Below are 20,554 nucleotides of genomic sequence, written 5' to 3' on the forward strand. Positions count from 1 at the left end.
AACAAATGAGATATTAAGTTAATTAATAAATTTATTTAGTAATTTTTAAATAAAAATTTACTTATTCAATATTTCAGATACCATACAAAGAAACAAAAGATGAAAAGATATATACCTCTACTACTGCTGAGCATCATGGTGGGAACTACCAGAGCACAGTTGAGTCCACTAAAAAGCCAATACTATCAAAATGAATATTTGGTAAATCCGGCAATGGCAGGAAACCATGGCAGAGCAGAAATGTTTCTGAATTATTCAAACCAGTGGAACAAAATAGACGGGGCACCAGTAATGGCTTCTTTCTCAGGAGTACTTCCGCTAAATGATAGAGCTACAGTAGGTGTAAACCTTATTAATGATAAAAGTGGGCTGATCCGAAAAACGCAAGCTAGGGGAAGCTTTTCGTATAAAGTGCCTTTTGCCGAAGATCATGCCCTACGTTTTGGGGTATCTATGAGCTGGTCGCAAGATCGTTTGGATTACGGCCGGGCAACATCCAGCGGCCTCAATGATAGTGAACTGGCTAAATACAATGACAGAGAGAATTATATAGACGGCAATTTTGGTGTAACCTATCAAATTAGGAACTTGGAAGCCCAGTTCAGCTATCTGAGCCTGAATGAAAAGCGTTACAGTAAAATATCCACAGTAGATTACGCAACTTTTTACAGTTCCTTAAGCTACAAAATCAACTTCGATGACAGCTTTGGTGTAAAACCGATGTTGGTTTACCGCGGCGTAAAAAACTACGATAACCAATGGGATGTGGCAGGCGAGTGGAACGCCGATCAATTGCGTTTTTATACCATGTACCACAGCAACAAGAGTTTTACAGGTGGTATGGGCTATTTAGATAAAAGTGGACTGATGATCTCAGCCATGTACAACTCAGAACCCTCAAACCTGAGAGGCCTAAGTGGAGGTATCTTTGATGTAGTGCTTGGATACAAGATTGGTAAATAAAGCTATAAACGCCCCGTTGTGTTTTAATACTGGGTTTAATCTAAATGCAGATTAAACCCAGTTTTCCTTACGAATTTCATAAACCACATTCATTCTCGAAGGTTCACCAAAATAAGCAACTTCCTGCTCCGCAATTTTTTGCGCACCTAATCTTTCCATAGCAATTTGTGAGCGGATGTTCTGTGCACCTACATGAAAATAAACCACATCAACATGGTTAAAAATATAGTTTAGCATGAGCCTTTTTACTTGATGGTTTATGCCTTTGCCCCAATATTTTGTAGTATAAAAAGTATAACCTATCAACAGACTATTATCTGCCGGATTGTAATCATAGAAACGAGTGCTGCCAATAAATTCATTTGAGCTTTTATCGATTATCTTAAAAGCACCACCACTTTGTAACGCCCCTTTAAAAAAATTAGCAAATACCTCTTTCTTCCATCGATCCTTATTCGGATGTTGCTCCCATATTTTCGGGTCAGCAGCTACATTGTAAAGCGCATCAAAATCATCTGTTGCTAAAGGCGATAATATGATATGCTCAGTTTCTAAAGTAGGTTGTATTGAAAAGTTCATGCTCTATAAATGAATAATCAGTTAAGATGTTTTCGAATGTAACAAATATGCTTATTCCTCATTGAAAAAATTAAAATAATTAGCGATAGGAATATCAGATAGATGCTAACCTTTAATTTACATGCCTATAAACAACAATAATTAGTAATTTAGCCGCTATGGAAGAAATTAACTGGAGCGATTTTGAGAAAGTAGAATTAAGAGTAGGTACTATCCTCGAAGCCTTTGAGTTTCCTGAAGCAAGACGCCCGGCTTATAAAGTGCGTGTAGATTTCGGAGAATTGGGCATTAAAATGAGCAGTGCACAGATTACCAAGCATTATACCCCAGCAACTTTGGTAGGTAGGCAGATTATAGGTGTTGTAAATTTTCCGAAAAAACAGATTGGTAAGTTTATGAGTGAGTTTTTGGTTACCGGATTTGCCGATGAAAATGGAGATATTGTCCTAAGTACTGTCGATAAAAAAGTGCCTAATGGCACTAAACTTATTTAAGAAATTTAACAGATCTGAAGTGAGCTTTTATAATTTTGAAGATGCCCTCAATCCTGAGGCAGAAGATGAACATTATATGCGAATGGCGCTTAATGAAGCCCAAAAAGCATTGTCTTTAGATGAAATACCTATAGGCGCAGTAGTGGTTTGCAAAGGAAAGGTAATCGGCAGAGGACATAACCTTACCCAACAACTAAATGATGTAACCGCTCATGCCGAAATGCAGGCCTTTACGGCAGCAGCGCAAACCTTGGGCGGAAAATATCTTAAAGACTGTACCTTATATGTAACTATTGAGCCCTGTGTAATGTGCGCTGGTGCTAGTTATTGGACACAGATTAGCCGCATAGTATATGGCGCAAGCGAAGAGAAACGGGGTTTTACCCAAATAAAGCAAAACCTTTTACACCCCAAAACGTTATTAAAAAGTGGGGTTTTAGCGGAAGAGTGTGCTAACCTGATGCGCAGCTTCTTTGCCAAAAAACGAGATTAAAGTTGACAAACTTTTGAATAAAACTTAACGTTGTGCTCTTATATTTGTATAGAAACAATTTTTAACTTTAAATAAAAAATTATGGCTTTTGAATTACCTGCGTTATCATACGCAACCGATGCATTAGAACCGCATATTGATAAAATGACCATGGAAATCCACCATGGCAAACATCATCAGGCTTATGTTACCAATCTTAACAAAGCTTTAGAGGGCAAGCCAGAAGCAAATGCAAATCTTGATGATATCATCAAAAATATTTCTAAATACCCTGCTGCAGTACGCAATAATGGCGGTGGTCACTATAACCATACCTTATTCTGGACCGTGTTAGGCCCTAATAAAGGCGGAGAACCAACAGGCGATTTAGCAAAAGCAATTAATGAGGCTTTTGGATCTTTTGCTGATTTTAAAACTAAAATTCAGGATGCAGGTGCTACCCGTTTCGGGTCAGGATGGGCATGGCTTTCTGTAGGTGCAGATAAAAAATTATTTATTTCCTCTACGCCTAATCAGGATAATCCTTTAATGGATGTTGCTGAGCAAAAAGGAACACCTATTTTTGGTATCGACGTTTGGGAGCATGCATATTACTTAAAATATCAGAACAAACGTCCTGATTATTTAGCTGCAATATGGAATGTAGTAAACTGGGATGCAGTAGCTGAGCGTTACAAAAAAGCAATGTCTTAATCCAAAATAAGATAAAAGCAAAGAGCGGACACATAAGTGCCCGCTCTTTGCTTTTAATAAACCCACTCTATCAAACAAAATGCAGGCAGATAAAAATAAATACTTAAATTGGCTAAAATTTTAGCGATGAGAAAGAGATTATTTTATCTGTTGATGTTTTTTGCGGTTTTTACCGTTCAGGCAAATGCCCAAAATAAAATACCGGGGCCTGATGAGCTGGCGAAGAAAAATGTGGATGAACTGGAAAAGCGTTTAAATTTAAGTTCTACACAAAAAAGTGTAATCTATAACTATGCTTTTAATTTAGCTAAAGAACAGGTTGCCTTAATTAAAAAACAACAGGCAAGCGGCTATAATGATGAAGAAATGGCCAAATTCTATCGCATTAATAACGAAACCAATAAAAGTATCAAGGCGGTATTAAAAACAGAGCAAATTGCTGAATTTGACAAAATTATTGAAGAGCGCCTGAGTGGAGAAACTCCTGATAAGAAAAAGAAGAAACGTAAAAAAGGAGAAGAAGAAGAAAAAGTAGTGGGTATTGAAGGATTAAAATCTACGGGTGTAAATCTGTAGACGGTCTGATTTTATACATAAATTTTAAGCCTTTTGAACAATTCAAAAGGCTTTTTTGCTGATAAATAAAAGCATTTACAAAAAGAAGATGTTCAAAAAAGTTAGAACTCGTTTTTAGATGAATTCATGTATTACATAATATATTAAAAAAATCAGCGAAAATTCTTTCATAAAATGTATCTTTGCAACCCGACAAGACAGTCGGGATTTTTCATTTCATAGCAGAGGAATTCTCCTGGCTATTTGTCAGTTAGACAATCATTTAGACTTTTTTACCCACATGCCTAAAGACACTTCCATTAGTTCAGTATTGATTATCGGATCTGGCCCTATTATTATTGGTCAGGCCTGCGAGTTTGATTATTCAGGATCTCAGGCAGCCTTATCTTTAAAAGAAGAAGGAATTAAGGTTTCCATTATCAATTCAAATCCGGCTACCATTATGACCGATAAAGTTATTGGTGACCACGTTTATCTGAAACCCTTAACTGTTGATTCAATTGAAGAAATTTTGATTGAACACAAAAACAACCCGGAACTACCAACTATTGATGCCGTTTTACCTACAATGGGCGGACAAACTGCATTAAATCTTTGTGTAGAGGCTGAGGAACGGGGCTTATGGAAAGCACACAACGTACGTATTATAGGTGTAGATGTTGCTGCCATTGATAAAACTGAGAACAGGGAATCTTTCCGTCAGTTAATGGTTGATATTGGTGTGGGCGTAGCACATTCTAAAATTGCCAATTCCTTTTTAGAAGGAAAAGAAGCCGCCCAAGAAATAGGTTTCCCGTTGGTAATTCGTCCTTCATATACCTTAGGAGGCTCAGGCGGCGGTTTTGTCCATAAAAAAGAAGATTTTGATGCAGCTTTAAAACGCGGCTTAGAAGCTTCTCCTACCCATGAGGTATTGGTAGAGCAGGCTGTTTTAGGGTGGAAAGAATATGAGCTAGAACTTTTAAGAGATAGCAATGACAACGTAATTATCATTTGCTCTATCGAGAACTTCGACCCTATGGGCATTCACACCGGAGACTCGATTACTGTGGCTCCTGCAATGACCTTATCAGATCGTTGCTACCAGGAAATGCGTAATCAGGCTATTAAGATGATGCGTGCCATTGGTAACTTTGCCGGAGGATGTAACGTACAGTTCTCGGTAAACCCAGCCAATGATGAGATCATTGCGATAGAAATCAATCCACGTGTATCACGTTCATCAGCGCTTGCAAGTAAGGCAACGGGTTATCCTATTGCTAAGATTGCCGCTAAATTAGCTATTGGATATAATCTAGATGAGATTGAAAACCAGATCACCAAAACAACCTCAGCATATTTTGAACCTACTTTAGATTATGTTATCGTAAAAATCCCTCGCTGGAATTTTGATAAATTTAAAGGAGCTAATCCTGAATTAGGCTTGCAAATGAAAGCCGTGGGAGAGGTAATGTCTATAGGTCGCAACTTTACCGAGGCATTACAAAAAGCTTGTCAGAGTTTAGAAATAGGCAGGGCGGGGATTGGTGCAGATGGACGTCAGAAGCGCAATATCGAAGAAATTATGCATGGCTTAGAGCATCCGAGCTGGAACCGTTTATTCCTGATCAAAGATGCAATGAGTATGGGCGTGCCTTTAGAATCTATCCGTAAAGCAACCAAGATAGACAAATGGTTTTTAGTACAGATACAAGAGCTGGTAGCTTTAGAAACAGAGTTAAAGCGTTATAACCTGAGCAATATTCCTAGAGATTTTTTCTTTACACTTAAGCAAAAAGGATTTTCAGATATACAAATTGCTTATATTTTAGGTAACGTAACCGAAGACGAAGTTTACCAACGTCGTAAAGAATTGGGCCTTACCCGTGCGTACAAAATGGTAGATACCTGTGCAGCTGAATTCCCTGCACAAACACCTTATTTCTACTCTACATTTGAAGAAGCACCTCAGCAAATCACAGCAAACGGAGTACAGGTACAAGGAAACAATTACGGTACAAACGAATCAATTCCTTCAGATAAAAAGAAAGTTATTGTATTGGGTTCTGGACCAAACCGCATAGGTCAAGGTATAGAATTCGATTATTCATGTGTGCATGGTCTGTTAGCAGCTAAAGAAACAGGCTTTGAAGCGATCATGATCAACTGTAATCCTGAAACTGTTTCTACAGATTTTAACATGGCCGATAAGCTTTATTTCGAGCCTGTTTTCTGGGAGCATGTGCGTGAGATTATAGATTTAGAAAAACCAGTAGGTGTTATTGTTCAGTTAGGTGGACAAACGGCACTTAAAATGGCTGAAAAGCTACATGAGAACAATATCCCTATCATCGGTACTTCTTTTGAAAATATGGATATTGCTGAAGATCGTGGAAGTTTCTCTGATTTATTGAAAGAGTTAGATATTCCTTATCCTAAATACGGTGTGGCTGAAAATGCGGAAGAAGCAATTAAAGTAGCTAACGAAGTAGGTTATCCAGTATTGGTACGTCCTAGTTATGTATTAGGTGGGCAAGGTATGAGCATTGTGATCAATGATGAGGACCTGGAAAAAGCTGTAGTAAAACTATTAGGAGATCTGCCGGGCAACCGTGTACTGATCGATCACTTCTTAGACAGAGCAGAAGAAACCGAATCAGATTCTATCTGTGACGGAGAAGATGTACATATTATTGGTTTAATGGAGCATATTGAGCCTGCTGGCATCCACTCTGGAGATTCAAGTGCAGTATTACCTCCTTACAGCTTGTCTGATAAAGTAATAGCAGATATGGAGCAATACTCTAAGAAAATAGCCAAAGCGTTAAATGTACGAGGCTTATTAAATATACAGTTTGCGGTTAAAGACGAAAAAGTATATGTGATAGAAGCCAACCCACGTGCATCACGTACCGTACCTTTCATTGCTAAAGCTTACGATGTGCCTTACATCAATATTGCGGCTAAAGTAATGCTAGGTGTAAATAAATTGAAAGACTTTACCATCGAGCGCAAGCTAAAAGGATTTGCGATTAAAGAGCCGGTATTCTCTTTCGAAAAATTCCCTGAGGTGCCTAAAGAATTAGGGCCGGAAATGAAATCAACAGGAGAAGCGATCCTCTTTATTAAAGATCTGGAAGATCCTTATTTCAGACATCTGAATAAAGTAAAATCGATGTATCTGTCGCAATAAAAATAACGGGGTTGTCCAAAAAGGTCTGCCGTCACTCTATTCCGATAGCTATTGGAATTATTTCAGGATCTCTTTGTAGAGTTACTACAAGATGTTTCAGATTCTGAAACAAGTTCAGAATGACGAATCTGAAAACTTTTTGGACAGCCCCGTTTGCTACAACCTTGTTTACAAAAAATCCCGTTTGGCAACGCCAAACGGGATTTTTTCATGCACCAAATAAAAATTACTGGTGCTTAATTACCTGTATATTTAAACCTCTTTCATCTGCAGCCGGATTGCTGTAAACCCCGCCTGCAAAGATGGTATAGACATTTCCAATCTCAATTTTCACATCATCACTCTCGGCTTTAACCGTTCCCGTTGAGTTTTCTTTTAAATTAAATTTTATTGTGCCCGCATCTACGGCTGTGTAAGTTCCATAACCTTTATAAGGGATATTACTGCTGATGGCGCTGGTTTTATCTTTAACAAAGAGATCAAGAGCCGGAGCATTTAATGACAGGTTAATAAAACGTACATAAGCTTTTTTAATATCTAAATTAGAAAGATTATCAACCACCGTAAGCAATTCAAACTGGTTAGCTTTTCCTAAAAGATAATAGCTGGTTAATACATCCTGCTGTAGGTTAAGGCCAGACTTACTGAAAGCATCCTGAGATTCTCCAGCTACTTTGAACTTAATGTCATAAGTTCCAACAGGGTACTGGGTATTCTTGATACCACCACCGTAAGGAATGGCTACACTATTCGCTTTATTACCGTTGTAATAAATGTCGTACGTTAAAAATGTAGGAGAAGCGTTATAAATTCTTAATACTCCGGCAGTGGGAGCAGGGTCGTTTTTGCTTTTACAGCCAAAGCTTAGGGCCATTACGGCAAAAGCCATAAATAAAGTAAACGGTTTAAGCATTTTGTAGAAGTTGATATTCATGCGCAGTAAAAATTAAAAAAATCAAGCAAATCTAACTACTTAATTTTATTTAGAATACAAATATGGCTTTTATCTTAAAAAGAGTGATGTTAAACTTTGTTAAAAGCACAAAGATTCGTCAAAAAAGCAGTTGATTTTGGTAAAAAAATAAGAAAATTATTGCACAATCCAATTTTTATTTAAACCTTTGCAGCACAATAATTTTCAACAGTAAAATGAGCAAACATATTTTTCATAAATTATCTGTTCTTGAGGCAAAAAACATTGCTTCAAACAGCTATTTTATTGAGCGTTTGCGCCCCGTTTTTTACATTACCACAAGCCGGCAAATCTTTACGCCGCGTATTTAAGTTTACCCTTTTCCCGGAACTTATACCATGAGGAATTGATCCTCACTAAAAACCCAATTAACAAAATACTCTTATTTTTTTCGTTAGAATATTAATGAATCTAAACGATTTTATAGTGCAGGTGGCCTTACCTGAACATCGTGTATTTGCAGAAGAAATCGTAACCGAGATGGCCGAATCTGCAAAAGCCAGAGGTACAGGTATTGCAAAACGCTCACCAGAATACGTGGCTAATAAAATGCAAGAGGGAAAATCCGTAATCGCATTTCATAAAGATGGAACCTGGGCAGGTTTCTGCTATATAGAAACCTGGAGCCATGGGCAGTTTGTTGCAAACTCTGGGCTGATTGTAAGCCCTAAATTCCGTAAAGCCGGACTGGCAAAAGCCATTAAGGAGGAAATCTTTAGCCTATCAAGAAAACTGTATCCAAAAGCTAAAATATTTGGCCTAACTACAGGTTTGGCAGTAATGAAGATCAATTCTGATTTGGGTTACGAACCGGTTACCTATTCTGAGCTTACGCAGGATGAAGATTTTTGGAAAGGATGCCAGAGCTGCGTAAACTTCGAGATATTGAAGATGAAAGACCGTAAAAACTGTATGTGTACGGCAATGCTTTATGATCCGGCAGAGAAGAAACATGAAGCAGCCAAAATTTTCGCAGAAGAACTTCAAAAGAAACCTAAACTTTATGAACGTTTTATGCGTATTAAACAAAGACTGATTTTGAAACAAAGAACCGGTCTTAAATCATTAATTGTTTTGTTTACCCTAATATTTGATAAATAAATGAAAAAGAAAGTTGTTTTAGCATTTAGCGGCGGCTTAGATACCTCATTTTGCTGTATTTATCTGGCAAAAGACAGAGGTTTGGAAGTACATTCTGTTGTAGTTAACACGGGAGGATTCTCTGAAGAAGAACTACTTGAAATAGAGAAGAAAGCCTATAGTTTAGGAGTAGCTTCGCACGCTGCGGTAGATGAAACAGAGAACTATTACAACGATAGTATCAAATATCTGGTTTACGGAAATGTACTTAAAAATGCAACTTATCCTCTTTCGGTAAGCGCAGAACGTGTTTGTCAGGCAACGGCTATTGCAAATTATGTTAAAAAGATTGGTGCAGATTATGTTGCACATGGCAGTACCGGAGCAGGTAATGATCAGGTACGTTTTGACATGATTTTTAATATTTTAATTCCTGGGGTAGAGATCATTACTCCAATCAGGGATTTAAAATTATCCCGTGAAGCAGAAATAGAATATCTGGCTAAACATGGTGTAGAGTACAGTGCAGAAAAAGCAAAATATTCAATTAACAAGGGTTTGTGGGGTACATCGGTTGGTGGAGTAGAAACACTAACCTCAAACCAAACTTTGCCTGAAAGTGCGTGGCCTACACAGGTTACTGAAACAGAAGGCCGTAAAGTTGAACTGACTTTTGAAAAAGGCGAACTGACAGCAATTGATGGCGAGAAAATGGGCCCGGTTAAAGTAATTCAGAAATTACAGGCCATTGCTCAGCCTTATGGCGTAGGCAGAGATATACATGTCGGAGATACCATTATAGGCATTAAAGGACGTGTAGGTTTTGAAGCCGCAGCACCCGTGGTCATTATCAAAGCGCATCATACTTTAGAGAAACATACTTTAACCAAATGGCAGTTAAGCTGGAAAGAAAACTTGGCCTCTTTCTACGGGAACTGGTTGCACGAAGGTCAGTTTCATGATCCGGTTATGAGAGATATTGAAGCTTTTTTAACTTCTACACAGAAAACTGTTAGTGGTAAAGTGTTTGTAGAACTGCTTCCTTACCGTTTCCATATCATCGGTATAGAATCTGATCACGATTTGATGAGCAATAAATTTGGTAGTTACGGAGAAATGAACAATACCTGGTCTGGCGAAGACGTAAAAGGTTTTTCTAAGATTTTCGGGAATCAAGTAACAATATGGCATAAAGTAAATGGGAAGTAAGGAAGTTAAGAATTTAAAGTAAAAAGCTTTATGCAGAATTACAAAGACTTATTGGTATGGCAAAAGGCGCATCGTTTTACATTAAAAATGTATGCGGTTGTTTCGGCTTTCCCAAAGGAGGAAACATACAATTTAACGAGTCAAATTAAAAGGTCTGCATCATCTATTGGAAGCAATATTGCCGAAGGATGTGGTAGGTTTACATCAAAAAATTTGGCAAGCTTTTTACAAATTGCTTTGGGCTCTACCCACGAGTTAGAATATCAATTACTATTATCAAAGGATTTAAAATTCATTGATGAAGAATTATTTATAGAATTAGAGAAAGAAGTAGGCGAAATTAAGGCAATGTTAATTTCGTTAATCAAGAAGGTTAGACTAGCACCCTGACTTTTAACTTTAAACATTCAACTTTTTAACTTATGATTAAAGCAGGTATTATAGGAGGGGCAGGATATACAGGCGGAGAAATGTTGCGTATTCTCATCAATCATCCGCAAGTTGAGCTTGTTTTTATAAACAGTAGCAGTAATGCCGGAAACTTAGTTTCCGATGTACATACAGATTTAGTAGGCGATACAGATTTGAAATTTACAGATGAAATAGTTCAGGATATTGATGTACTTTTTCTTTGTGTAGGTCATGGCGATGCCCGAAAATTTTTGGAAGCTAATCCTATTGACGAACAGATCAAAATTATAGACTTATCGCAAGACTTTAGGTTAAGTCGTAATTCATCAATTGAAAATCGTCAATTCATTTACGGTCTTCCTGAACTGAATAGAGAAGCTATAAAATCGGCACAGAATATTGCTAATCCGGGTTGTTTTGCTACATGTATAGAACTGGGTTTATTACCACTTGCTAAAGCAGGTTTATTACAGTCAGAAGTTCATATCAACGCTACAACAGGTTCTACAGGAGCCGGACAAAGTTTAAGTAAAACATCTCACTTCAGCTGGCGCAACAATAACTTATCGGCTTATAAAGCATTTGAACATCAACATTTAAATGAAATAAGCGAAAGTTTAAAGCAATTGCAGGGAGAGCTTAATTATGCATTGAATTTTATACCTCAACGAGGTGATTTTGCAAGAGGTATTTTAGCCGCAATGTACATTGACAGTAACTTAACAGAAGAAGAAGCTTATCATCTGTATGAAACGTATTATGCTAATCATGCCTTTACGCATGTAAGCCGGAAAAATATCGACCTCAAACAAGTTGTAAACACCAATAAGTGTTTGGTACATATAGAAAAACATGGTAACAAGTTATTGATCATAAGTATTATAGACAATCTGTTAAAGGGAGCCAGCGGACAGGCCGTTCAAAATATGAATTTGCTGTTTGGTTTGGAAGAAACAGCAGGACTGAAATTGAAAGCGGTTGGGTTTTAGTTAATAACAACTTATAACTTTTAAGAAATGAATTTATTTGACGTTTATCCATTAAACGATATAGAAATAGTAAAAGCATCGGGCAGTTATGTTTGGGATGCTGAAGACAAAAAATATTTAGACCTGTATGGTGGACATGCTGTAATTAGTATCGGACACACCCATCCACATTATGTAAGCCGTTTAACCAGTCAGTTAAATAAAGTAGGATTTTATTCTAATTCGGTTAAAATTGCTGTTCAGGTACAGTTAGCAGAGCTACTAGGTAAAGTATCAGGCAAAACAGATTATCAATTGTTCTTGTGTAATTCTGGAGCAGAAGCTAATGAAAATGCATTAAAACTGGCATCTTTCTACAACGGGAGGAAGAAAGTAATTGCTTTTAAAGGTGCCTTTCATGGCAGAACTTCTCTTGCTGTCGCAGCAACAGATAACCCTAAGATTGTAGCTCCGGTAAATGAAACAGGAAATGTAATCTTTTTGCCTCATAATGATGAACAGGCTTTAGAAGATACTTTTAAAGCACAAGGTCATGAGATCTCGGCAGTAATTATTGAGGGTATTCAGGGTGTAGGAGGTATTAAAGAAGCTTCAAAATCTTTTTTACAAAAAATACGTTCACTTTGTGATCAGTACAATGCCGTTTATATTGCAGATAGCGTACAATGTGGTTACGGCAGAACAGGCTTATTCTATTCACATGATTGGGCTGGTATAAATGCAGATGTTTATACTATGGCCAAAGGTATGGGTAACGGATTCCCAGTTGCGGGCATTTCTATTGCACCAAAATTTAAGCCTTGGCATGGAGAATTGGGAACTACCTTTGGTGGAAACCATCTGGCATGTGCAGCAGCCCTTGCTGTTCTGGAAACAATTGAACAAGAAAATTTGTTAGAAAATGCCAGGAATATAGGAGATTACCTTATTTCAGAATTGAAAAAATTTGAGCAGGTTACAGCAATACGAGGCAGAGGTTTAATGATTGGCATTGACTTGCCTGAAGAGCTTTCTCATGTAAAGAAAGAGTTATTGTTTAAGCACCATATTTTTACAGGTGAGGCTAAACCTAATGTTATCCGTTTATTGCCTGCTTTAAACCTGGATAAAACTCATGCCGACGAGTTTTTAACAGCTTTTGGCAAACTGGTTAAATAATTATAGTTCACAATTTAAAATCTCTATAGGAGCAATCGGAGTATGAACCTTTTCACGTCCGTTCATGATGTTACAGACATCAAACAATTGGTAGCCGATGCATTGGCTTTGAAAGCAAATCCATATGCGCATAACACATTGGGTAAGAACAAGACTTTAGGTCTGGTTTTTATGAATCCAAGTTTAAGAACACGGCTAAGTACCCAAAAAGCTGCCATGAATTTGGGAATGAACGTCATGGTAATGAACATGGATAAAGATGGCTGGGCTTTAGAAACACAAGATGGTGTGGTAATGAATGGTAATACAACCGAACATATACGTGAGGCTGCGGCAGTGATGGGGCAGTATTGCGATATTTTAGGCTTACGTTCTTTTCCTAAGCTAAAAGATAGAGAAGAAGATTATAGCGAAGGCTTTTTTAACAAATTTGTACAGTTTTGTGGTGTTCCGGTAATAAGTCTTGAAAGCGCAACCAGACATCCTCTGCAAAGCCTTGCAGATTTGATTACCATTGTAGAAACTAATCCTGTGCCTATAGAACAAAGAGCACAGGGTAAAAAGCCTAAGGTGGTATTGGCATGGGCTCCCCATGTTAAACCTTTGCCGCAGGCAGTACCTAACTCTTTTGCCGAGTGGATGTGTAAAGCACAGGAATTGCATATGATTGAATTTGTAATTGCACAACCAGAAGGGTTTGAACTGGCCGATGAGTTTACAAAAGGTGCAGAAATTGTACATAACCTGGATCACGCAATAACAGATGCAGATTATGTGTATGTAAAGAACTGGAGCAGCTATAAAGAATACGGACAAATATTACCTTATGAAGGAAATTGGATGATGAACAACGAAAAGCTTGGCCTTACCAATAATGCTAAAGTTATGCACTGTTTGCCCGTACGCCGCGATTTAGAATTGGCCGCAGAAATACTGGATGGTCCAAACTCATTGGTTATTCAAGAGGCAGGTAACAGGTTATGGTCGGCTCAGGCTGTTTTAAAAGCACTGCTTGAAAATCATTAACCAATTATAGATATGGAAAAGCTAACCATTGTTAAAATAGGCGGAAACGTAATCGACGATTCAGAAGCACTGCATGATTTTCTGAGAGATTTCTCTGCTGTACCAGGTAAAAAGATCTTGGTACATGGAGGAGGTAAAATAGCTACAGAATTATCCGGTAAATTAGGCATAGAAGCGCAAATGGTTGAAGGGCGGCGTATTACCGATATAGAAACCCTGAGAGTAGTTACAATGGTATACGCCGGCCTAATCAATAAAAATATTGTAGCCCAACTGCAATTGGTTAATTGTAATGCCATTGGGCTTACAGGTGCAGATGGAAATATTATCAAAGCTCAAAAAAGGCCCGTAAAAGTAATAGATTATGGTTATGTGGGCGATTTAGATGATTCTTCTGTTTCGGCAAAAATGCTAAACAACCTGTTGGAAGGTGGCTTTGTTCCTGTTTTTTGTGCAATTACGCATGATAAGGAAGGGCAGTTGCTCAATACCAATGCCGATACAATTGCTGCAGTAATTGCGGTAGCGATGTCTGCACAGTACGAAACAGAATTGGTGTATTGCTTTGAAAAGAAAGGCGTTTTAAAAGATGTAAATGATGATACAACGGTGGTAAGAACTGTAAAATCATCTCAATTCGAAGACTTTAAGGCAGATGGTACCATAGCCGGAGGAATGGTGCCTAAATTGCAGAATGCTTTTGATGCTATTCATAAAGGTGTGGCGGCTGTATATATTGGCAAGGCAGATGAACTTCCAATGCTAAATAAGGGAATATTCGGTACCAGAATGGAAGCATAAACCATTTATTTATATATGAATGCAGACCGATATTAATACCTTTGTCTTTTTATTTATAGCTTAAGCGCTTATTGACTAATATTACCTTAAATGATACCAGATAAATTAGTAAACGAAAGTATAGCACTCTTAAAAAAACTGATTACTATACAGTCGTTTAGTAAAGAAGAAGACAAAACGGCTGATCTGATAGAACTGTTTTTAAAGGAAAGAAATATCCCCACTCATAGAAAGCTAAATAACATATGGGCCTACAATCAGCATTTTGATGAACATAAGCCTACTATTTTGCTTAATTCGCATCATGATACGGTTAAGCCCAATTCGGGTTATACCCGTGATCCTTATGATCCAGCAATAGAAGATGGAAAACTGTATGGATTAGGGAGTAATGATGCAGGAGGGTGTTTGGTATCTCTTATAGCTGCATTTTTATATTTCTATGAGCTAAAAGACTTAAAATATAATTTTTGCTTAGCTACAACAGCAGAAGAAGAAATTTCTGGTCATAACGGCTTGGAACTGGTTTTACCTGATTTGGGGAAACTTGATTTTGCTATTGTAGGTGAGCCTACAGAAATGCATCTGGCTATTGCTGAAAAAGGCTTATTGGTTTTAGATTGTATTGCACATGGTAAAGCGGGCCATGCTGCACGTGAAGAAGGAGATAATGCCATCTATAAAGCACTAAAAGATATTGAGTGGTTCAGAACCTACCAATTCCCTAAAGTATCTGAGGTTTTTGGCCCGGTTAAGATGAGTGTGACTATTATTAATGCAGGCTCGCAGCATAATGTAGTTCCGGCAACCTGCACATTTACGGTTGATGTAAGAGTTACAGACGCTTATACCAATGAAGAAGTGGTAGAAATCATCAAACACCATGTAAGCTGTGAGGTTAACCCACGTTCAGTAAGATTAAAACCTTCTTCAATAGATAAAGAACATGCTATCGTAAAATCGGGGGTAGCTTTGGGTAAAACCACTTATGGTTCGCCAACTACGTCCGATCAGGCTTTGCTTTCTATACCGTCTTTAAAATGCGGGCCGGGTTTTTCGGGCCGTTCGCATATGGCAGACGAGTATATATTTGTTGATGAAATTAGACAAGGAGTAGAAGGCTATATAGCGATGTTAAAGCCGGTTGTTATTTAGATATAGTTAAAAGATATACGTCAGAGTTTATGAAGTTTTTTTTTAGTGCACTGTTTTTTTTATTCATTGGGATTTCGGTAAATGCTCAGAAATTTAAATCAACTGAGCCTTCATCTGCTATTTCTGACATTCATGTAATCTCGGCAGTTAGCAATATATTTTTGATTTCAGAAGGGAACAAGCCGGTATTTAACGATAGTTTGTCTGTGGTGGCTAATGGGCTTCTTAACAAGGCTATTAAAGATAACTTAGTTAGCTTTAAGGAGATAAAAGAAATTGATGAAAAGGGAGTAGATAGCTTGATCAAGAACAAGGCGATAATTGCGTTGTTTAATGAAATTTTTAGGAATAAAAAATTAGATAGCGTAAAGATTCCTCAGGCATTTAATACCTTATTTGGAGATAAGGCTAAATATACACTTGTAACTTTGCAACGAGGATTTACCCGTAATAAAGGAAATTTTGGCAAGCAAGTGGGTAAATCTCTTGCTACCGGGCTATTAACTTTAGGAATGGTAAACAGTACTCCTATAAAATATAACTCATCTATATATGTTTGTATAATTAATAATGAGCTCAAAAAAATAAGTTTTTTTAATTATTCTGTTCAACAAATCGACCCTTTAGATTCGGCCGCAATACAAAAACAATATTTAAAGTTATTTCAAAAATATTTTAATTAAGGTATGAAAATCTGGCAAAAAAATATTGATGTAAACCAGTTTGTAGAGAATTTCACAGTTGGCAAAGACAGAGAACTGGATTTACAAATGGCAAAGTTTGATGTGTTGGGATCGATGGCTCATACCAAAATGCTATCGACCATAAACCTTTTAACTGCCGAAGAGTTGAAAGAAATTCATCATGAGCTAAAGCATATTTACCAGGAAATAGAAGAAGGTAAATTTATAATAGAAGATAGTGTTGAAGATGTGCATTCGCAGGTAGAATGGCTTTTAACTCAACGTATAGGTGAGGCTGGCAAAAAAATTCACAGCGGACGTTCACGTAATGATCAGGTGCTGGTAGATTTAAAGCTATACTTTAGAAGTTGTATTGAAGAGATGGTAAACAATACAAATCTTCTTTTTAAAGAACTGATTGCACTAAGCAATACCCATAAAGATAAATTATTACCAGGTTATACCCATTTACAAATTGCTATGCCATCATCATTTGGATTATGGTTTGGCGCTTATGCCGAAAGCTTGGCAGATGATATGGAATTAATGCTCGCAGCATGGAAGATTACCAATAAAAATCCACTGGGATCTGCTGCAGGTTACGGTTCATCTTTTCCATTGAACAGAACATTAACTACGCAGTTGTTGGGTTTTGACAGCTTAAATTACAATGTGGTATATGCGCAAATGGGGCGTGGCAAAACTGAGCGTATTTTAGCACAGGCTATGTCTTCAATAGCAGCTACACTTGCAAAAATGGCGATGGATGTATGCCTTTTCATCAATCAGAATTTTGGTTTCATCAGCTTCCCGGCTGAGCTCACAACGGGGAGCAGCATTATGCCGCATAAAAAAAATCCTGATGTGTTTGAGCTGATCAGATCGCGCTGTAATAAAATTCAGGCTTTACCTAATGAAATAGCCATGATGACCACAAACCTGCCATCAGGTTACCACAGAGATTTGCAATTGCTAAAAGAAAACCTGTTCCCTGCAATTACATCTTTAAATGAATGTATTGAGATTGCTACCTTCATGTTGCAGAATATTTCTATTAAACCAGATATACTGAAAGATTCCAAATACGACTACCTGTTTAGTGTTGAAGTGGTAAATAACTTGGCCCTACAAGGCGTTCCATTTAGAGAAGCCTATAAAATTGTGGGTGAACAGATAGAAATCGGAACGTTTAAACCCCAAACAGAGGTAAACCATACGCACGAAGGAAGTATTGGCAATTTGATGAATGAAGAAATTTCAAAAGCTATGGAAAATACCGTAAATCAGTTTGGGTTTGAGCAGGTTAAACAAGCCATTAAAGACTTATTAGCATAATCAGCAAAATTTAACTCTCTAGAAGCGGCTCTGCGGATTGTAGAAATTTTATATTTCGTTTTGTTTTTATTTTGTTTGTTTTGTGTTATTTTAGAATAATTCAAAACATAATGAAATGTATATTTGATTTCGAAAACAAAACCTAATAAACAATGAACCGCAGAAAACTAATTAAAACATTATCCCTGGGAGTAGGAGCTTCAATAATCAGTACAGATGTACTGGCCAGTTTGGGCGAGCATTCTTTTTTATACCAAGTGCCGGAGAATCCCCTATACAAAGCTTTGGATAAACCTGTAACGGCTATTACGATCGGAGCAGGTAACAGAGGAATGGTTTATGGTAACTATGCTGCAAAATTTAAAGAACAGATCAAGATTGTTGGCGTAGCAGAGCCCAATACCTTCAGAAACGATAGATATGCCAAACTTCACAATATAGAAGATAAGAATAGGTTTAATACCTGGGAGGAGGTATTTAAGCGCCCTAAATTTGCAGATGCGATAATTATTTCAACACCCGATAATTTGCACTATGCGCCATGTATGAAAGCGTTGGCAATGGGTTATGATATTTTACTTGAGAAACCTATAGCACCCACAGAAAAAGAATGCAGGGATATTTTAGCTTTAGCAAAAAAGAATAAATGTATTGTTGCAGTATGCCATGTGTTGAGATATGCGCCTTATTTCGTGAAAATGAAAGAACTAATTGCCAAGGGAGCTGTTGGCGAAGTGGTAAGTGTGCAGCACCTTGAGCCTATTGATCATACGCATATGGCGCATTCATATGTACGTGGTAACTGGCATAACTCTAAAGAAACTACACCTATTATTTTAGCCAAATCATGCCACGATTTAGATATCATTAAATGGGTACTGAACAAGCCAAGCAAAAAGATATCAGCCATGGGCGATTTAAAATGGTTTAAAAAACAAAATGCACCGGAAGGCAGTACCGCACGCTGTACCGATGGCTGTAAAATAGAAAGAGAATGCCCTTACTCTGCTATTAAAGAATATGTTGATCTGAATAAAAGAACATCTGTTTTTGATGTTCCTCCCGGAGCCAAAGACCGAAAAGCATTTATCGGCGAAAAGCTAAAAACCACCAATTACGGGCGTTGTGTTTACAGAATGGAAAATGACCAACCTGATCATTACATTACAAATATCCAGTTTGCAGATAGTGTTACCGCAAGTTTCTCTATGGAAGCCTTTACTTCATACGGAGGTCGTAGAACAAGAGTAATGGGAGCCATGGGCGATTTGGTAGGAGATATGACAGAACTGGTTCATACCGATTTCAGAACCATGAAACAAACCAAATTCTTGCCACAGGCAGAAGATGTTGAAGAATACAAAGGATCAGGGCATGGAGGTGGAGACTGGCTGCTGGTTAGGGATTTTGTACAGGCTGTAGCACAGAAAAACCCTGGTTTGCTTACCTCTACAATTGACGAATCCATAGAAAGTCATGTTATGGGTTTTATGGCAGAAGAAAGCCGTAAGACCAATAAGGTGATGGAGATTAAAATGTAATTAAAAAAATACATTGTAACAGAAATGTGGTATTTTGGTGTCGGGTTTATTCCCGACACTTTGTATGACCAAACAACTAATCTCTTTTAAGCATTTAAGCGTAAAAGCTAAATATGCTTTGGCTTTTTGGGTAGCCATTTCTTTATACTGTTTTTTGCAATCGGTTTTGCGATTGAGGCTTAACAATTACCTCATTTTCGAGAATACTTTCTTTAATTTAATTCACCAGAAATCTCTGTATATCGATTATCCTGAGTTACATGATGATGCCAATCATTATGGACCAGTATTTTCAGTCTTTATAGCACCTTTTGCTATACTACCTCGAACTTTGGGTTTCCTGCTATGGAATTTATTTAATTGTGGGCTATTGTTTAAAGCCATTCAAACCATTCATATAAAACATAGGGATGATATTTATTTAATTGCACTTCCTTGTTTTGTATCTTCTATGTTGAGCCAGCAATTTAATCCTGCCACGGCAGCCCTGATTATTTTTAGTTATACCTTAAGAAATTATCATAGAGGTTTTTGGTCGGCCTTCTGTATTGTTCTGGGCACTTTTATTAAATTATACGGAATTGTAGGTCTCGCATTCTTCTTTTTTATAAAAGATAAGAAGCATTTCATTATTTCTTTAATTGTTTGGTCAATTATATTATTTATACTACCTATGTTTTTTTCTTCTCCAGCTTATGTGTTGAATAGCTATGTAGAGTGGAAAAGCTCGTTAAGTATAAAAAACATATCTAATATAGGATCATTAACAGGCGATTTGTCTGTAATGGGAATGGTAAGGACCTTATTTAGCTTTCATATACCTAATCTCTACTTTTTAATCATCGGTGTGGGATTATTTTTGCTACCCTATATCAATACCAGCCAATACAATTCGAGTAGATTTAGAATGCTGATTTTGGCTATGACATTGATGTTCCCTGTTTTGTTTAGTTCGGGTACAGAAGATTGTACTTACATCATTGCCGTGATTGGTGTGGGCATTTGGTTTAATTACACAATAAAAAACCGGGCAAATAAATTATTATTGGTACTGGTCATTATTGCATCGTTTGATTTTCCGCTAATGCTTTTTCCTGATTTTACGGAGCGTTATCCACTTATTATAAAGATTATATGTCTTCCATACTTTATAGTGTGGCTAAAAACCATTAAAATGGCCTTTCAGCATAAACAGGTAAATGAACTGGCTTTGATTTGAGAAA

Annotated in this window: 20 protein-coding genes; 18 read left to right on the forward strand and 2 right to left on the reverse strand. The window is 37.3% G+C overall.

Annotated features, from left to right (window positions below):
- Window positions 1-99: 99 nt before the first annotated feature.
- Complete coding sequence (locus MMF97_RS03995; RefSeq protein ID WP_243359421.1) at window positions 100-963, forward strand: PorP/SprF family type IX secretion system membrane protein; 864 nt, start codon at window positions 100-102, stop codon at window positions 961-963.
- A gap of 51 nt (window positions 964-1,014) precedes the next feature.
- On the opposite strand, the gene MMF97_RS04000 is transcribed toward MMF97_RS03995, so the two are convergent.
- Window positions 1,015-1,542: a GNAT family N-acetyltransferase gene (locus MMF97_RS04000; RefSeq protein ID WP_243359423.1), complete on the reverse strand. Its 528-nt coding sequence runs from the start codon at window positions 1,540-1,542 to the stop codon at window positions 1,015-1,017.
- A 158-nt stretch (window positions 1,543-1,700) separates the two neighbouring features.
- Between MMF97_RS04000 and MMF97_RS04005 the strand changes: the two genes are divergently transcribed.
- The 5 genes from MMF97_RS04005 (at window position 1,701) to carB (ending at window position 6,970) form a co-directional block, all read left to right on the forward strand.
- Window positions 1,701-2,036, forward strand: coding sequence for a tRNA-binding protein (locus MMF97_RS04005; RefSeq protein WP_243359425.1), 336 nt, complete (start codon window positions 1,701-1,703; stop codon window positions 2,034-2,036).
- Between the two features lie 19 nt (window positions 2,037-2,055).
- A complete protein-coding gene (locus tag MMF97_RS04010) occupies window positions 2,056-2,529 on the forward strand; it encodes a nucleoside deaminase (RefSeq protein WP_243361164.1) in 474 nt (157 codons plus the stop codon).
- An 81-nt stretch (window positions 2,530-2,610) separates the two neighbouring features.
- A complete protein-coding gene (locus MMF97_RS04015; protein WP_243359427.1) occupies window positions 2,611-3,222 on the forward strand; it encodes a superoxide dismutase in 612 nt (203 codons plus the stop codon).
- Window positions 3,223-3,348: 126 nt separating this feature from the next.
- Window positions 3,349-3,798, forward strand: coding sequence for a hypothetical protein (locus tag MMF97_RS04020; protein ID WP_243359429.1), 450 nt, complete (start codon window positions 3,349-3,351; stop codon window positions 3,796-3,798).
- A gap of 280 nt (window positions 3,799-4,078) precedes the next feature.
- Window positions 4,079-6,970, forward strand: coding sequence for a carbamoyl-phosphate synthase large subunit (carB, locus tag MMF97_RS04025; protein WP_243359443.1), 2,892 nt, complete (start codon window positions 4,079-4,081; stop codon window positions 6,968-6,970).
- 226 nt (window positions 6,971-7,196) lie between these two features.
- Here carB and MMF97_RS04030 read toward each other — a convergent pair whose 3' ends face one another.
- Window positions 7,197-7,904, reverse strand: coding sequence for a DUF4397 domain-containing protein (locus tag MMF97_RS04030; RefSeq protein ID WP_243359445.1), 708 nt, complete (start codon window positions 7,902-7,904; stop codon window positions 7,197-7,199).
- 444 nt (window positions 7,905-8,348) lie between these two features.
- On the opposite strand from MMF97_RS04030, the gene MMF97_RS04035 reads away from it, so the two are divergent.
- From MMF97_RS04035 to MMF97_RS04090, 12 genes are all read left to right on the forward strand, one after another.
- Complete coding sequence (locus MMF97_RS04035; RefSeq protein WP_243359448.1) at window positions 8,349-9,044, forward strand: GNAT family N-acetyltransferase; 696 nt, start codon at window positions 8,349-8,351, stop codon at window positions 9,042-9,044.
- The gene (gene argG / locus MMF97_RS04040; RefSeq protein ID WP_243359451.1) at window positions 9,045-10,232 is read left to right on the forward strand and encodes an argininosuccinate synthase; all 1,188 of its coding nucleotides are present in this window, start codon (window positions 9,045-9,047) and stop codon (window positions 10,230-10,232) included.
- A 30-nt stretch (window positions 10,233-10,262) separates the two neighbouring features.
- Window positions 10,263-10,622: a four helix bundle protein gene (locus MMF97_RS04045; RefSeq protein ID WP_243359454.1), complete on the forward strand. Its 360-nt coding sequence runs from the start codon at window positions 10,263-10,265 to the stop codon at window positions 10,620-10,622.
- 32 nt (window positions 10,623-10,654) lie between these two features.
- Complete coding sequence (argC, locus tag MMF97_RS04050; RefSeq protein WP_243359455.1) at window positions 10,655-11,632, forward strand: N-acetyl-gamma-glutamyl-phosphate reductase; 978 nt, start codon at window positions 10,655-10,657, stop codon at window positions 11,630-11,632.
- Between the two features lie 27 nt (window positions 11,633-11,659).
- Window positions 11,660-12,790 (forward strand): aspartate aminotransferase family protein, encoded by a 1,131-nt coding sequence (locus MMF97_RS04055; protein ID WP_243359457.1) that lies wholly within the window; start codon window positions 11,660-11,662, stop codon window positions 12,788-12,790.
- A 42-nt stretch (window positions 12,791-12,832) separates the two neighbouring features.
- Window positions 12,833-13,816 carry a Rossmann-fold NAD(P)-binding domain-containing protein gene (locus tag MMF97_RS04060; RefSeq protein ID WP_243359459.1) on the forward strand — a complete coding sequence of 328 codons (984 nt, stop codon included), beginning with the start codon at window positions 12,833-12,835 and terminating at the stop codon, window positions 13,814-13,816.
- A 12-nt stretch (window positions 13,817-13,828) separates the two neighbouring features.
- Entirely contained in the window at window positions 13,829-14,617 is a 789-nt protein-coding gene (gene argB / locus MMF97_RS04065) for an acetylglutamate kinase (protein ID WP_243359468.1), read from the forward strand.
- Window positions 14,618-14,707: 90 nt separating this feature from the next.
- Window positions 14,708-15,772, forward strand: coding sequence for a M20 family metallo-hydrolase (locus tag MMF97_RS04070; protein WP_243359470.1), 1,065 nt, complete (start codon window positions 14,708-14,710; stop codon window positions 15,770-15,772).
- A gap of 29 nt (window positions 15,773-15,801) precedes the next feature.
- The gene (locus tag MMF97_RS04075) at window positions 15,802-16,455 is read left to right on the forward strand and encodes a hypothetical protein (RefSeq protein ID WP_243359479.1); all 654 of its coding nucleotides are present in this window, start codon (window positions 15,802-15,804) and stop codon (window positions 16,453-16,455) included.
- 3 nt (window positions 16,456-16,458) lie between these two features.
- The gene (argH, locus tag MMF97_RS04080) at window positions 16,459-17,790 is read left to right on the forward strand and encodes an argininosuccinate lyase (protein ID WP_243359487.1); all 1,332 of its coding nucleotides are present in this window, start codon (window positions 16,459-16,461) and stop codon (window positions 17,788-17,790) included.
- 152 nt (window positions 17,791-17,942) lie between these two features.
- Window positions 17,943-19,331, forward strand: a complete 1,389-nt coding sequence (locus tag MMF97_RS04085) for a Gfo/Idh/MocA family protein (RefSeq protein ID WP_243359488.1) — start codon at window positions 17,943-17,945, stop codon at window positions 19,329-19,331.
- Window positions 19,332-19,395: 64 nt separating this feature from the next.
- The gene (locus MMF97_RS04090) at window positions 19,396-20,550 is read left to right on the forward strand and encodes a glycosyltransferase family 87 protein (RefSeq protein ID WP_243359490.1); all 1,155 of its coding nucleotides are present in this window, start codon (window positions 19,396-19,398) and stop codon (window positions 20,548-20,550) included.
- Window positions 20,551-20,554: the final 4 nt, after the last annotated feature.

Origin of the sequence: Pedobacter montanisoli (genome assembly GCF_022809115.1) — a bacterium.
GTDB lineage: Bacteria > Bacteroidota > Bacteroidia > Sphingobacteriales > Sphingobacteriaceae > Pedobacter > Pedobacter montanisoli.